General features: G+C 39.8%; 11 protein-coding genes and 1 pseudogene. 6 read left to right on the top strand and 6 right to left on the bottom strand.

The window, feature by feature from the left end; genetic code table 11:
- Positions 1-70: 70 nt before the first annotated feature.
- Both AAEY57_RS00520 and AAEY57_RS00515 read left to right on the top strand, forming a co-directional pair.
- Positions 71-2,998: a TonB-dependent receptor gene (locus AAEY57_RS00520; RefSeq protein WP_350605653.1), complete on the top strand. Its 2,928-nt coding sequence runs from the start codon at positions 71-73 to the stop codon at positions 2,996-2,998.
- Between the two features lie 120 nt (positions 2,999-3,118).
- Complete coding sequence (locus AAEY57_RS00515) at positions 3,119-3,916, top strand: response regulator transcription factor (RefSeq protein ID WP_350605651.1); 798 nt, start codon at positions 3,119-3,121, stop codon at positions 3,914-3,916.
- 26 nt (positions 3,917-3,942) lie between these two features.
- Here AAEY57_RS00515 and AAEY57_RS00510 read toward each other — a convergent pair whose 3' ends face one another.
- The 6 genes and pseudogenes from AAEY57_RS00510 to AAEY57_RS00485 form a co-directional block, all read right to left on the bottom strand.
- Complete coding sequence (locus AAEY57_RS00510) at positions 3,943-6,030, bottom strand: EAL domain-containing protein (protein WP_350605649.1); 2,088 nt, start codon at positions 6,028-6,030, stop codon at positions 3,943-3,945.
- A gap of 181 nt (positions 6,031-6,211) precedes the next feature.
- The gene (locus tag AAEY57_RS00505) at positions 6,212-6,889 is read right to left on the bottom strand and encodes an SDR family oxidoreductase (protein WP_350605646.1); all 678 of its coding nucleotides are present in this window, start codon (positions 6,887-6,889) and stop codon (positions 6,212-6,214) included.
- Positions 6,890-6,946: 57 nt separating this feature from the next.
- A pseudogene (locus tag AAEY57_RS00500) lies at positions 6,947-7,935 on the bottom strand (DUF4382 domain-containing protein).
- Positions 7,936-8,065: 130 nt separating this feature from the next.
- Complete coding sequence (gene astB, locus AAEY57_RS00495) at positions 8,066-9,412, bottom strand: N-succinylarginine dihydrolase (RefSeq protein ID WP_350605644.1); 1,347 nt, start codon at positions 9,410-9,412, stop codon at positions 8,066-8,068.
- A 428-nt stretch (positions 9,413-9,840) separates the two neighbouring features.
- Positions 9,841-10,935 (bottom strand): L-dopachrome tautomerase-related protein, encoded by a 1,095-nt coding sequence (locus AAEY57_RS00490; protein ID WP_350605641.1) that lies wholly within the window; start codon positions 10,933-10,935, stop codon positions 9,841-9,843.
- A 47-nt stretch (positions 10,936-10,982) separates the two neighbouring features.
- A complete protein-coding gene (locus tag AAEY57_RS00485) occupies positions 10,983-11,417 on the bottom strand; it encodes a MarR family winged helix-turn-helix transcriptional regulator (protein ID WP_350605640.1) in 435 nt (144 codons plus the stop codon).
- 129 nt (positions 11,418-11,546) lie between these two features.
- Here AAEY57_RS00485 and AAEY57_RS00480 point away from each other — a divergent pair, with 129 nt between their 5' ends.
- The 4 genes from AAEY57_RS00480 (at position 11,547) to arsJ (ending at position 14,799) form a co-directional block, all read left to right on the top strand.
- Positions 11,547-11,975 carry an organic hydroperoxide resistance protein gene (locus tag AAEY57_RS00480; protein WP_013462947.1) on the top strand — a complete coding sequence of 143 codons (429 nt, stop codon included), beginning with the start codon at positions 11,547-11,549 and terminating at the stop codon, positions 11,973-11,975.
- Between the two features lie 201 nt (positions 11,976-12,176).
- Positions 12,177-12,533 (top strand): metalloregulator ArsR/SmtB family transcription factor, encoded by a 357-nt coding sequence (locus AAEY57_RS00475; RefSeq protein ID WP_013462948.1) that lies wholly within the window; start codon positions 12,177-12,179, stop codon positions 12,531-12,533.
- A 16-nt stretch (positions 12,534-12,549) separates the two neighbouring features.
- A complete protein-coding gene (locus AAEY57_RS00470; protein WP_013462949.1) occupies positions 12,550-13,563 on the top strand; it encodes an ArsJ-associated glyceraldehyde-3-phosphate dehydrogenase in 1,014 nt (337 codons plus the stop codon).
- A 15-nt stretch (positions 13,564-13,578) separates the two neighbouring features.
- Positions 13,579-14,799, top strand: a complete 1,221-nt coding sequence (gene arsJ, locus AAEY57_RS00465; protein ID WP_058155776.1) for an organoarsenical effux MFS transporter ArsJ — start codon at positions 13,579-13,581, stop codon at positions 14,797-14,799.
- The last annotated feature ends 94 nt before the right edge of the window (positions 14,800-14,893 follow it).

The following is a 14,893-nucleotide window of genomic DNA, read 5'->3' as shown; positions in this document are numbered from 1 at the left end:
TTCGTACCATCTTTAGCTAGTACGATCATCTTTAAGTATTAACTGTATTTTAAATGGAACTGTTAAAACTATGACCGCTCATCGGATAACCCACGCTGCACATCACTCTCTTCCACTTTTTATTAAATCAACGCTATGCGTGTCTATTCTATCTGTTGTCAATCATGCATATGCTGATGAAGCAGAAGATAAAGCATTAAAAAGCAAAGATATGGAAGTAATTGAGGTACGCGGTATCCGTTCCAGTATGGCGGCTAATTTAGATATAAAGCGTTTGTCTAGCTCTGTGGTTGATGCCATAACAGCGGAAGATATTGGTAAGTTCCCTGATAAAAATGTCGCAGACTCATTACAACGCGTACCAGGGGTAGTGATTGACCGTGACGGTGGCGAAGGCTCATCGGTTAGTATTAGGGGGTTATCATCTGAACTCACCTTTTCTCAGTTAAATGGTAATTTTATTGCGTCATCACCAGGCGAGCCATCTCGTTCGTTTGATTATGCATTACTCCCCTCAGCCATGATTGAAAGCGTGGAAGTGTATAAATCACCAGAGGCACGTTTAGATGAAGGTGGAGTGGGCGGCACGGTATTAATGCATAGTCGTAAGCCGCTAAGTATGGATGCAAACTCAGGGGTGATTAATATTGAAAGCACTTATGCCGATGTGACTGAAGAATCTGAGCCGCAAGTAACCGCACTTTATTCTTGGAAGAACGATGCTGATACTTTTGGTGTGTTGTTTGGTTACACCTCACAAACACGCACTAACCGAACTCTTTCGGGTGGCACCGATGCAAATGTGTGGCGCTTTATTGGTGAAAACCCGGTTGATGTTAATGGCGCGCCGGTTGAAAACAATAATCAGTGGGGCTCAGTAAGCGATTCTCAGGGCAATAACTATGACAATGTCTGGTTTCCTCAAGTGGTTCGAGGTTCAATTGTAAACGAATTACGTGAGCGAGAAGGGATACAATTTAGCACGCAGTGGCGCCTAACTAGCCGAGTAGAAATTGGTTTTAACTATTTTGGATTTTCACTTGATAAAAATAGAACTGAGTCGGTGATTGATATACCTGAGTGGTCTTTAAATCCTGACTTTTTAACCGATGTAAGTTTGGATGAGTCGGGCACGATAGTTAATGGATTGCAATTTGATGCAGCTGCAAGTGGCATAGAAAATGATATGCAATTGCCGTGGATGCGAGGCAGCTATGTGCGTGAAGAGTCAACCTCTGACACTTTTGATCTCAACTTAACCTACGAAGGTGATTACTTCAAAGCCCGTTTTGTGGCGGGTAATACACGTTCTGAAGGTGGCCCGAAAGAGAGTTGGGAAGCAGCCTATAAAAGTTCTAACGCGGGTGAAAATGAAAACCACATAGAAAATGCCGCGCAAACAGCGGGTTGGAAAATTAATGAGAACGATATTAGTTTAAATATAGATCCAAATACGTTAGCTAACTTACTCAATGGTGTGGGTGGTGGGCGCGATCCGGGTTCGTCAAATTCAAGTTTTGTGCGTAGTGAACTTGAAGAAGATTACTACCAAGCTGATTTTGATATTTATACCGATTGGGGCATTTTAAGAACAATTAAAACTGGGGTTAAGTATCGAGAAGCTACGCTTCACCGCGAAACCGGTAATACCTTCTTTTTGGATCCTAATTTTGATATTGCCGCAGCAGAAGCCAGTAAGGGTGGGATCACACGTTTTGACAGTTATCAGTGGAACAACGGTATGCCACTAGCACAAGACGTGTTTATTAACGAAGGTAACATTGCTAGTGGTTTTAATATAAACCAAATGCCCGGTATTGATTGGGATAAATACCGCGATATTGTGACCAGTCATTATGTGCCGTATACACGCAAAGAAGATAACTTTATTTATGATATTGAAGAGCAAATAGCGGCATTTTATTTACAAGGTGATTTTGAATTTGATAGCGTGCGCGGTAATTTAGGGGTACGTGTTGTACGCACGAAAACCATGACATCATCAACCGATCTATACACATATTTGCTGGATCATACTGATGATGAAAGCGGGGAGGCGGTAACCGGAGATGATAGATTTGTTGAAGACTATCAACTTATTACTCAAGAGAATACCGATACCCAAATTTTACCTAGCTTTAATATTGCATGGGATGCCAGCGAAGATATTGTTGTGCGCGGCGCGATTGCAAAAGTAATGTCTCGCCCTGATTATGCCGATTTAGGTGCGCAACAACGCATTACGTTTGTTTCAGATGAGTGGGCCGACGACAGAGCTGAATTTAATGAAATTCCGGGTTTTAGTGGCAGTGGCGGTAATAAAAACTTAAAACCGTTTGAGTCGGTGCAAGCGGATTTATCTATTGAATATTATTACAGCGAAGGCTCTGCCGTTGGTTTAGCACTATTTCATAAAACTGTTGATAACTTTGTTGTTCCCTTAGTTATTGACGTACAACAAGATTTTGCAGGTAAAGAGGGCATAGTTGAGGCAGGAAATATTACTGTGTCGCCATATAGCACTGTAGGCAATGGCACTGATGCTGTATCTAAAGGGGCTGAAGTATTTATACAGCATGCCTTTGATAGTGGTTTTGGTTTTTATGCAAACTACACCTATAACAAAACCAATAAGGCCGATGTAGAAGTAGATGGTAAAGAGTTTGGTAAATCGCCTTTAATTGGCAGTGCTAAATATCAATACAACACTTCGATATATTATGAAGGAGATGCCTTCAATGTTCGTGCTTCTTATAATAAACGTGGTGAAACTGTGTTGGGTTTAAATAGTGGTTTAAACGTTTACCAAGACCCATATGAGCAAGTTGATGTAAATGCATCAATTACTTTATTAGAGGACTTGAGCCTGACAGCGGCGGTGATTAATTTAACTAAATCTGAGCAAGTAACCCGATTGGGTAACGATACAGAGTCTCGGTTATTAAACTCAAGCTATTCGGGTAGACGATATTATGCGGGCATAAACTATCGTTTTTAAGCTGAGTTTGTTGAGTTTAGGTAAACAAGCTGTTTTGTTGCTGTTTTAGCTTTTTCTTGTAAGTTATTACTTTATAATGAGCATTATAAAAATTATAGAATTAATATTAACAGGATTGAAATGAGTGATTTAACGGCAATAGCCAACTTATCTATTTTATTAGTTGAGCCTTCTGAAGTGCAACAAAAGCTAATAAAAAAATCACTGGCTCAGTGCGGGGTGACACAAATTGAAACGGCCAGCACTCAAGAAAACGCGCTGGCTGCTTTATCAAATTATCACCCTGATTTAGTCATTAGCAGCATGTACTTAAGTGATGGCACAGCTGATTCTTTATTACAGGCAATACGCAGTAATAGTAATACCGAGCAACAGGCATTTATGTTGGTATCGAGCGAGCGTAATAAGCGCCATTTAGAGCAACTTAGGCAATCGGGGGTATTAGCGATTTTACCTAAACCGTTTAGTGCCGACGAAATAACCCGAGCGCTTAAAGCTACTTTGGATATTATTAGCGAGCAAGAAGTGGAACTAGAGCACTTTGATGTGACCCTTCTTAGAGTGCTTGTAGTTGATGACAGCCGTTTTGCACGAAAACACATAATACGAGTGCTAGCGGGGATGGGTATTCCTGAGCCTGTAGAGGCTGAAGACGGTAAACAAGCGATTGAAATACTTAATAATCAATCATTTGATTTAATTGTTACTGACTACAATATGCCAGAAATGGATGGTAAAGAATTAACTGAAACGGTAAGGCAATCGAATGCGTACTCGCATATCCCAATCTTGATGGTGAGCTCAGAAGCTAACGATACCCATTTAGCTAATATTGCTCAAGCGGGTGTGGACGCAATATGTGACAAACCGTTTGAGCCCGCTACTGTGCGCGATTTACTCTTTAAAATCATGAGCTAACTCGCAGCTGTAAAAGCACTTTTTAACTAAAGTGCTTTTAAGTAACTCAATGAAAAATTGAGCAGCTTGGCGGCCGGCAAGGGCTTACTTAAATAAAATCCTTGAGCAATATCGCAGTTTAGCTCGTTGAGTAAATCTAGCTGCTCTTTAGTTTCTACCCCCTCAGCCACTACTTTTATTTCTAGGCTGTGCGACATAGCTATGGCCGCTTTCACTAAATTACAGTCTGCCTTGTTATCTGTTATGCCAGCAATAAAGCTACGGTCAATTTTTAGCACATCAAAGGGGTATTCTCGTAAGTAACTTAATGATGAATACCCTGTGCCAAAGTCGTCCATTGACAGTTTTATGCCCAGCTCATCAATTTGCAATAAGGCATCATGAATTGACGCTTGGCTATTCATCAGTACCCCTTCGGTAATTTCTAGCTCTAAACATTCATTATTAATACTATTTTTATGCAGAGTGTGTTTAATTATATTTACCAGTTCAGGATCTCTGAATTGGCGCGGTGATAAATTAATCGCCATGGTATAGTTTTGCTTGTTAATTGATTGCCATTCATTCAAAAAGCGTAAGGCTTGTTGAAGAACAAATACACCAATAGGCGTAATTAAGCCGGTTTGCTCTGCAATTGGGATAAACTCATCTGGGGTGATTTCCCCTAACACTATATTATGCCAACGAAGCAAGGCTTCAGCGCCAACGATGGTGTTTGTTTTTACATCTATTTGTGGTTGGTAATAAAGCTCAAATTCATTACGCTCCAGTGCACCATGCATTTGCTCTTCTATTTCAAAGCGGCGGCGCATGGCGACGTTCATTTGTGGGGTGAAAAAAGAGGACGTGTTTCGCCCCATGGTTTTTGCTTGGTACATAGCGGTGTCGGCATTTCGTAACAACACCGAGGCGCAGGTGCCATCCTTAGGGGAAATAGCAATCCCAATACTTAATGTCAGTATTAAGTCTCTACCTACAAGTTTAAAGGGTTTCCTAAATGCTTGAAGTAACCGCTCAGCAATCGCTAAAGCATCGTTTTCATCATTTAAATTGGATATTAAAACAATAAACTCATCGCCGCCCAATCGGCCTATTGTGTCACTTTTTTTAAGTGTTTGCTGTAATCTTGCTGCTGCCGCAATTAACAGTTTATCGCCCACTTCATGGCCTAAAGAGTCATTCACTTTTTTAAAGTCATCAAGATCTAAAAAGAACACCGCGGCTTTTTCGTGGCTCTTTTGTACTTCCAGTAATATTTGTGATAAGCGGTCTAGAGATAAAAAACGATTAGGTAAATCGGTTAAACTATCAAAGTGGGCCTGATGGCGAATTAGTTCAGCGGAGCGGTGTGGTTCGCTAATATCACGAATAATCACCATGATTTGGTTTTTTTTGGGCAGTAAGCGTAACCTCGCTTCGTAATAAATTACGCCTTCAGGCATGCTTAATTCGTATTCAAAACTGACCATACTGTCTTGTGCTATCGTTTTTTCTATATGAACCTGAAACTTTTGCGCTACTTTTTCAGGTAATACATCCACCATTTTTTTACCAATAAACTGGTTAGGTGAAATATATAAATCGTTTTCATTATTTGCATGGTAGTCAGTAATAGTGCCATTTTGCTCTAGTACAAAAAATAAATCAGGAATTGCCTCAAATAAAGTTTTGAGCATGGTGGCATTAAATACGGCTTCTGCTTGTGCTTTGTGAACCTCAGACAGATCAATATCAATACAGTACATTTGCTTGGTATTGTACTGATTGGTAAACATAACATGGCTTGAAAATACGGCTACATCATTGCCATTTTTATGGCTGAGTATGAGTTCTGATGCGGGAATTTCAATATCATACTTAATCCAATTACTATGCGCTTTAATAACGGGCTCTCGCATTGGCGCGGGTATAATTAAATCTTCGAGTTTTTTGCCAATGGCTTCTTGGTGTGTATACCCATAAAGTAATTCGCTGCCTTTATTCCAATAAATTACACGCCGTTGCTCATCATAACCTTGCACCGATATAGAATCGACTGCATCAAATAGTTGATGCAACGGATCATTAGTAACATATTGATGAGCTGGCATATTATTAGTTTTATTGGGAGCCATTAAATGGGTTCCAGTTATTGAATTACTTTTTTATATAATAGACATAAAGTTGTGATTTAGCATGGTAAGGGAGGTTTCAATGTGTGATTTTTTATTGATTGAATAGATAGTGATTTGAATAAAGCACAGGTAAGCACTTTTATAGTAAAGGCCAATAAACATTGGCCTTTATATTTTATTATTAGTTGGTGGGCATTAAATAGATTTCGCGTACGCTATTACGCTGATTAGCTTCAATGGCAAACAAAACTGCATCGGCCACGTCTTGAGGGTCGAGCTTATCGGGTTTTGCTTCATCAAAAAATGGTGTATTCACCATGCCTGGGGCTATGGTTGTACATCGGCCATGCCAAGGTTTCATTTCTTCTGCAAGGTTTTGACCAAAGCCATGAGCAAACCATTTAGTGGCACCATAAATAGAGCCATCAATGGGTCTTCGTCCTGCTGCAGAGCTGGTTAAAATAAAATGCCCTTGGTTTTCACGTAAATGAGGCAAAGTGAGTTTGGCGGTCCACAGTAGTGCTTTAATATTAAGGTCAACCATGGCTGACCACTCTTTAGGATCGCCATTCTCTGTACCAGGTGATGACACGCCCATGCCCGCGTTAGCGAATGCAACGTCTAATCGGCCAAATTTTTCAATGCCTTTACTTACTACACTCTCAAGCTCGCTAAACTGAGTGGCATCGGCTGAAACGCTAAATGCATTTTCATGGCCTAATTCGTTAACTAGTTTATTGAGTTTATCTTCACTGCGCGCAGTTAATATTACTTTGTGACCATTTTTAACTAATGTTTTAGCGGTCGCCTCGCCAATACCACTAGAGGCACCGGTAATTAAAATTACTTTATGTGTCATAGTTCCTCCAAACAAAAAGCCCGCAAGTGCGGGCTAAAATTTATAATAGTTGATTGCTTATTGGGCAATGTCAAATGTCACTTCAGTATCTTCACCGGTTACAACCGTTACTGGCTGAACCTGATAAAGAGTAAATGCTTCATCCTGAAGTTCAGCATCATCAATATGTGCGTTACAGGTATAACCTAGCTGATAATCGCCAGGCGTAATAAATGCTAATTCAAATTCATATTGGCTAGTTTCATTGTTTAGTACAACATTTGCAGTAGCCAATGGTGCGTCTACAGGGGTTTCACCCTCAGTGACTTCGTAATTATCAAGTGGTTGCCCTACATCACTGTTATACAAGTAAACAGCATGGCCAAATGAACCATCTTCAGCGGCAACCTCAATGTTATCGGTTTCACAATTTGCATAAAGTGATTCGCTTACTGTACCTTCAATATCTTGTGACTCAGCAAGGTTTTCAAGACGAACTCCACGTGGTTTTAATACTATTTCGTTACCGCTTTGTGGCGCAACTAACGATTTTTTAAGATCAAATTCAAGTACAAAAGTGTTGTCCGTTTGATTCAGAGTAAAACCATCAAGTTGAATTTCACCGATCCCGTCATTGCCTTTTCGTTTTACGATTAACGGTGCAATGCTGTCATCTTCATAAACAACATGCGAAGTTTCGGTTAGGTTGTTTATATCACCATTAATTACATCAGCACGTATCCACGCGTATTCACCTGCAGGTACGTCTTCGCCCTCTAGTAAGGAAAAAATATCATCGCCAGTGTAATCCAATAAGTTAACCATTTCAGCTTTGGTTGAATCGCTGGCTTCACGGGTTTCGAAGCTAAAATCTTCGAACGCAAGGTAATAGAGTCAAAAACCACATTAACCGCTTTTAGACCAGTGACTGGTGCATCTGAAACCCCTAAACTAAACGTTGATTTTTGCGGATCGGTAGGCGTGATAGGAGAGTCATCGTTTGATGAACCACAACCCGTTAATGCTAATAAGACGGCGCTACTAAGTAATGTTGATTTTAAGTTCATGTTAGGTTTCCAAATACTTTAAAGTATCACTAAGTATAGATAGAAAAACTTAACCTAAATTGAATTAAAGTTATTAATTACAGGAAGAAGATTTAAATACTGTGTATCTTCCCCCCTATAAAAATAAAGCTTAGGCTTCTAATTGGAAGGGATAAACTGACCCCAAGCTCAGTAATTGTGTTAACTCATCAAGGGCTTGGTAGCTTTCGGTAAGTAAAGCAGGGTCTGCAAAGTCGTTGGCACCGAGTTTATCGCGGTAATGGCGCGTAGCCCAATCACATAATTGGGTGTACTTTTGCTCATTTAAAACAACCTCAGGATTTACCGCTGCTAATTCTTGGCTATTAAGCGCCACGCGTAAACGCAAACAAGCAGGTCCGCCGCCATTTTGCATGCTTTGGCGTAAATCAAAAAACTGCACTTGATTTATGGGGTTATCGTCAATAATCATTTCTTCAATATACGCTTTTACAGCAGTATTACGCTGGCATTCTTGTGGGGCAACGAGCAACATTTTATCGTCACTAAGGCTAACCAGTTGGCTATTAAATAAATAGCTACTAACGGCATCTTGAATACTCACTTTGCTGGTTGGCACTTCAATAATATAAAGCTGTTTGTTACCTACATAGGCTTCGCGGATATCGTCTAATGCTTGCGTTTGATTTAAAAATGCCTGCTGATGGCATAATAAAACATTAGCGTTACCCACCGCAATTACATCATTATGGAACACCCCTTGGTCAATCACATCAGGGTTTTGTTGTAATAGTATTTGGCTGGTATCTTTTATATTGTGCAATCGACAAATGGCTTCAGACGCTTCCAAGGTTTGCCTTGCAGGGAACTTAACGGGTTTAACAAGCTGACTGTTAAAGGCACTTGCACCAAATACAAATAATTCTAGCCCGGTTTCACCATGGCTGTCGCACAGGCGAGTATGGTTTGCTGCGCCTTCATCACCAAAAAAACCTTGCTCAGGCAAATGTGAATGGTGTGCAAAGTATTGTTCGTTATTAAACATCGCTTTGAGCAAACGTGTAGTGGTGTTTGGCTCTAAAGAGCGATGAAATTTATTATTTAGATTAGCCGCAGTGAAGTGTACTTTGCCGTCGTTAGTATCAGGTGAAGGCGATACGGTGGCTGCATTAGCGGTCCACATGGCTGAGGCAGAGTAACAAGCGCGCAATAAAATAGGATCGGCTTTAAAGGCTTTATTAATGACTTGTGCATCGTTGCCAGTAAACCCTAAACGCCGCAATACATTTAAATCTGGGCGAGCATGAGGCGCAAATACCCCTTGGGTTAAGCCTTTATCGTGCATGGCTTTCATTTTAGCCAAGCCCTGCAATACTGCTTCTTGCGGATTTGAAAAGCTCGCCGCGTTATTTAACGAGGCAACATTGCCATACGACAAACCTGCGTAGTTGTGAGTAGGGCCGACTAAGCCGTCAAAATTAACTTCTAAAGCATGCATACACGTTCCACTAACCAATTAAATAGTCTTTTACAATACAACGCTATGACTTAGCTTGCAAAGTCTGTTCAAAAATAGTTTTTAACGCGAGTAGATACGCTCTTTTTCACTGGTGGTATGCGTATTTGTTGGCTCATTAACTTGCCACACTGTGATATCTAAGCGCCATAAAAAATAAAGAGTGTTGTATAAATTAGACATAATTTTTTTCCTTGGTGTAACTAATGACAATTAAATATAAGGAAGAAGTATGCCAATTGTTTATTGAATATTTTATGAATATAAATCAGATATTTACTATTATTTCTTTAATACCTAGTTTGGTTGAGGCACCAAATTGGGGGAGTAATTATAAAATATGCACTTTTTTGGTGTGATGTTATAAAGCCCTGCATTACATGACAGGGCTAAGGTAATTACGTTGGTTATTAACGACCTACTTTACCTTTTACAAGGGGCGTAAACGACATCACTTTAAACTTATTAGGGTTTTGAGTTTTATCATTGCTTAACACCGGCGAGTTGTGCAAATCGTTTACTGTAAAATATATTTTATGATCTGCACCATAACTAAAGCCATCTGGCCAGCTTAGGCGATCATCTTTAAATAACACTTCATAGTCGCCGCTTGGCTTTACGACACCAATAGCACCATTGGTTATATCGGTCACATAGACGTTACCGCCCCCATCCACCGTAATGCCGTCGGAAATGGGTTTAGTGCCGTAGCGCATTACTTTAGCTTCTAGCGCTTTTGCTGAAAGCTGCTCGTTGTTAATTGCGCTGGTGGCAATACGATAAACCGAAGTCCCCGACATTGACCCAAAGTAAAGCCAGTCTTCGTTAGGATCAAGCGTAATTGGGTTAACACCTAAACGCGCAGGTTGTCCGCCCAGACGTATTGTTCGGTCATTAATAACCATATCAATATTTTCGGCGGTGGTATATTGGCTATCTTGTAATACTCTTCGCGCTTCACCGGTTTTTAGGTTTACTATAATAATTGCAGCCTGAGTGCCTTGTGCTGTATCGGCAATGTAAATAACGCCGTGTTTATTATCGATAACTAAATCGTTTAAAAACGAGGTATCGGTAATTGTTGGTTTGGCTAGGTAAATAATTTTATGCAGTTGCTCTTGGTTGGTATCCCAACCAACTAATCGCCCCGCATGATCAGGCCCCGAGGTATCAAGCATCCACAGTATGCCGTCACTTGATACATTAACACCGAGTACCCCGTAAAAGCCTTTACCCTTGTTGTATGCGTAAGCCCATTGCTCATTAGGGTAAGGTTTAGTGGTGCCATCACTTAATAGCTCCATGATTTTTTGATTTTGCCCATAAAAACCATGTATGGATAAAAACTTACGGCCAGATGGCGTAATGGCTATGTTGCCAGGCGGGTGTTGTGCATCAAATGTCGCAACAGTGGTTAATTCACTATTATTGGCAAGTGCTCCATTACTTACTAGTAATGTGATGCTGTAAGTAATAGCAATAATTCGTTTTTTTAAATGAGTCATTAATTAACGCCTTGTTTGTTAAGTTATAGCTGGGTAAAGCTGGGTTTTTAGTCAGTCAGATCATTGACCACTAAGTCGAGTAACTGCATTAATTGTTGTGCTTGGGTTGTGTCGATACTGTCAAATTTGCAAAAAATCCTTTTTGGGATGTCGGCAGCTTTAAGTTTTAAAGACTGGCCCGTGTGAGTCAGTTGCACCAAACGCTTACGCTTATCGTGTTCGTCTTTTATAACGTTAAGTAATGACTTGTCGGTTATTTTTTTTAATATTTGAGTAAGCGCGCCACCATCAATTGCGGTTTTATCTATTAGCTCAGCGATGGTTACTTCATCTTGTTCCCACAGCGCCATCATAACAACATACTGAGGATAGGTAAGGTTAAGCTCAGCTAGAGGTTCTCGATAGGCACGGGCTATGCTGTTGGACGCCATATATAAACGATGGCATAACTGATTTTTTAATTTTAACTGTTCAAACGACATCGCTTTATCCTTCATTTCAATACAGAGTATTTTAGTTTGCATGCAAAGTATTTGCAATCGGAATTTAGTTGATCTATTATTTTGCATGCAAAGTAATTAACTTAAAAATTTTAATCTTAGGAGTTCACTATGAATGTATTACAAAATGTAGCTTATACAGCAAAAGCAACGGCAACAGGCGGACGTGAAGGCGTTGCTAAATCGGATGATGGTCGTTTAAATGTTAACTTATCAACACCTAAAGGGTTAGGTGGTGACGATGGACAAGGCACTAATCCAGAGCAATTATTTGCAGCAGGTTATGCTGCCTGTTTTATTGGTGCACTTAAGTTTGTAGCGGGTAGCGAAAAAATTGCGTTACCAAGTGATACTTACATTAACTCTGAAGTGTCTATTGGTGCGATTGATGCCGGTTTTGGTATTGCTGTAAAATTGGCTGTATCACTAGGTGATATGGACAAAGCAGCGGCACAAGCCTTGGTAGAGAAAGCACATCAAGTATGTCCATATTCAAATGCAACTCGCGGCAATATTGAAGTAGAGCTGTCGGTTATTTAATTAACCCCTTTATATTGTTTATAAAAACACGCCATGAGTGATCATTGCGTGTTTTTTATTGGGCACACCTCTAAAAGCCAAACTTGAGTTGACGCGGAAAATAGATAACTTTACCTGAATATATGAAATTTCATATATTCACTATTCCATATGTCTTTATTTTCATATATTGTTGTTGTATGCAAAACAAGACTACACTGTATGAATCAACTAAATCCTCTGCATTTTTTTAAATGTATCGCTGACGACACCCGCTTAAAGACAATACTGCTTATTGCGCATGAAGATGAGTTATGTGTATGTGAATTAGTGGCGGCACTTGATGTAAGCCAGCCTAAAATTTCACGGCATTTAGCTGTATTACGTCAATGCGGTTTGCTTGCTGATCGTAAGCAAAATCAATGGGTGTTCTATAGCTTAAATAAATCACTACCTGATTGGGCGAAAGATGTAATTACAAAAACATTACATGCCACCCCTACATTTTATGAGCATCAATTGCAGCGTTTAAATGTGATGGGCAAGCGTCCTGAGCGAATTTTAAAATGCTGTGACTAACTAAAGGAATTTTATAATGACGATTAAAGTAGGCATAAATGGTTTTGGACGAATCGGACGTTTAACCTTACGAGCGGCAATTGATTGGCCTGAGGTTGAATTTGTACATGTTAATGATGTGGCTGCTGATGCGAAAACACATGCCCATTTATTAGAATTTGACTCGGTTCACGGGCGCCTAAAATATGAGGTGCAAGCCGATGATAATAGTTTTTCTGTAGCAAAGCATACGGTTAAAGTAACAAATAATAAATCGATTGCAGAGACTGACTGGTCACAATGTGATGTGGTGATTGAAGCCAGCGGTAAAATGAAAACAACAGAATTACTTAACGCTTATTTAGCGCAAGGTGTAAAGCGTGTGGTTGTTACTGCCCCAGTTAAAGAAGAAAGTGTTTTAAATGTGGTAATAGGGGTGAACGATCATCTTTATAATCCGCAGTTACATAAAATTGTTACCGCGGCTTCATGCACAACAAATTGTTTAGCGCCTGTAGTAAAAGTATTGCAAGAAAAAGTAGGGATTAAGCATGGATCCATAACAACGATTCATGACATTACCAACACCCAAACCATTATAGATGCACCTCATAAAGATTTACGTCGCGCGCGTTCATGCGGAACAAGTTTAATTCCTACCACTACAGGCAGTGCAACGGCTATTACGCAGATATTCCCTGAGCTAAAAGGAAAATTAAACGGCCATGCAGTTCGAGTCCCCCTAACCAATGCATCAATTACTGATTGCGTGTTTGAACTAGAGCGTGGTGTAACCGAACAAGAAGTGAATGGATGGTTTAAACAAGCTGCTAACAACGAGCTAAAAGGCATTTTAGGCTATGAAGAAAAGCCATTGGTATCTATTGATTACAAAACAGACCCTCGTAGCACAATTATAGATGCGCTTTCGACAATGGTTATAAACCATACTCAACTTAAACTCTATGCTTGGTATGACAATGAATGGGGTTATGCCAACCGGACTGCTGAGCTGATGCTCAAAGTAGGACAAAGTGATTTAGTAAACTAGTTCAGGGTATTGAAGATGTTTTCGCAAATCGCCAATTTACCATCGGCTTTAAAACAGTATGGCATTATTACGGGTAATTACTGGGCTTTTACACTAACAGATGGCGCACTTCGCATGCTGGTGGTGCTGTATTTTCATCAGTTAGGGTATGGCGCGCTCGCGATTGCCATGCTGTTTGTGTTTTATGAGTTATTTGGGGTTATTACTAACTTAATTGGCGGTTGGTTAGGTGCGCATTTAGGTTTAAATAAAACCATGAACATAGGATTAGGGTTGCAAGTTGTGGCTTTAGCTATGTTGTGTGCACCAAGCGATTGGTTATCGGTAAGTTATGTAATGTTAGCGCAAGCCTTAAGTGGGGTTGCCAAAGATCTCAATAAAATGAGCGCTAAAAGTGCGATTAAATATTTAGTTCCCGAAGGTGATAATCAGCAAAGCCAATTATACAAATGGATTGCTATATTAACGGGCTCTAAAAATGCATTAAAAGGAGTTGGCTTCTTTTTAGGGGGGCTATTACTTACTTTACTAGGATTTGTTGGAGCGTTAGTTGCTTTAATTATGCTTTTAACTATCGCTTGGATCATTAGCTTAGTGTATTTAGAGGGTGATATAGGCAAAGCTAAAAATAAACCAAAATTTAAAGCGTTATTTTCTAAGTCTAGGGCAATTAATTTACTTAGTGCCGCTCGGTTTTGTTTATTTGCTGCTCGTGATGTATGGTTTGTTGTTGCACTGCCTGTTTATTTAGCCTCGCAATTTAATTGGCCACACTGGTGGGTTAGTGGTTTTATGGCACTATGGGTGATTGCTTATGGGGTAGTGCAATCTCAAGCACCAAAAATTACAGGCAAGTCACTTGTCAGTAATGATGCGATAAAGAAAGCGTTTTACTGGGGGGGAGTATTGGCGTGTGTCACCTTGTTATTAGCTTGTTTGATGCAGTTGAATATAGCTGTAAACACTACGCTAATTGTTGGGTTATTTATTTTTGGTGCTGCATTTGCTATTAACTCATCATTACACAGTTATTTGATTGTCAGCCTTGCTAAAAGTGATGGTGTTTCTTTGGATGTAGGTTTTTATTACATGGCTAACGCTGCAGGAAGACTGGTCGGGACAGTACTTTCTGGTTTTATGTATAAAGTATATGGGCTGCAGGCCTGTTTGTGGGTAAGCGCTAGCTTACTTTTGCTCGTTTGTTTAATCACTCAACGGTTAACTAAACAAAGTTAGCCGAACACTAAATACTAAAATAAGTCACTAAACGGTATTTCTGAAATATTTTATAGTATGTTCTTTTAATTGGTCTAAACTAAAAAAAACATAT

Origin of the sequence: Pseudoalteromonas sp. MER144-MNA-CIBAN-0113 (assembly GCF_040308965.1) — a bacterium.
GTDB classification, from domain to species: Bacteria; Pseudomonadota; Gammaproteobacteria; order Enterobacterales; family Alteromonadaceae; genus Pseudoalteromonas; species Pseudoalteromonas tetraodonis.
The sequence above is the reverse complement of the archived record's forward strand: the minus strand, read 5'-3'. Positions and strand labels throughout refer to the sequence as shown.

Excerpts from the sequence above, each read along its gene's own strand:
- AAEY57_RS00520 (WP_350605653.1), top strand. The coding sequence starts at position 71 with ATGACCGCTCATCGGATAACCCACGCTGCACATCACTCTCTTCCACTT.
- AAEY57_RS00515 (WP_350605651.1), top strand. The coding sequence starts at position 3,119 with ATGAGTGATTTAACGGCAATAGCCAACTTATCTATTTTATTAGTTGAG.
- AAEY57_RS00510 (WP_350605649.1), bottom strand. The coding sequence starts at position 6,030 with ATGGCTCCCAATAAAACTAATAATATGCCAGCTCATCAATATGTTACT.
- AAEY57_RS00505 (WP_350605646.1), bottom strand. The coding sequence starts at position 6,889 with ATGACACATAAAGTAATTTTAATTACCGGTGCCTCTAGTGGTATTGGC.
- astB (WP_350605644.1), bottom strand. The coding sequence starts at position 9,412 with ATGCATGCTTTAGAAGTTAATTTTGACGGCTTAGTCGGCCCTACTCAC.
- AAEY57_RS00490 (WP_350605641.1), bottom strand. The coding sequence starts at position 10,935 with ATGACTCATTTAAAAAAACGAATTATTGCTATTACTTACAGCATCACA.
- AAEY57_RS00485 (WP_350605640.1), bottom strand. The coding sequence starts at position 11,417 with ATGTCGTTTGAACAGTTAAAATTAAAAAATCAGTTATGCCATCGTTTA.
- AAEY57_RS00480 (WP_013462947.1), top strand. The coding sequence starts at position 11,547 with ATGAATGTATTACAAAATGTAGCTTATACAGCAAAAGCAACGGCAACA.
- AAEY57_RS00475 (WP_013462948.1), top strand. The coding sequence starts at position 12,177 with ATGAATCAACTAAATCCTCTGCATTTTTTTAAATGTATCGCTGACGAC.
- AAEY57_RS00470 (WP_013462949.1), top strand. The coding sequence starts at position 12,550 with ATGACGATTAAAGTAGGCATAAATGGTTTTGGACGAATCGGACGTTTA.
- arsJ (WP_058155776.1), top strand. The coding sequence starts at position 13,579 with ATGTTTTCGCAAATCGCCAATTTACCATCGGCTTTAAAACAGTATGGC.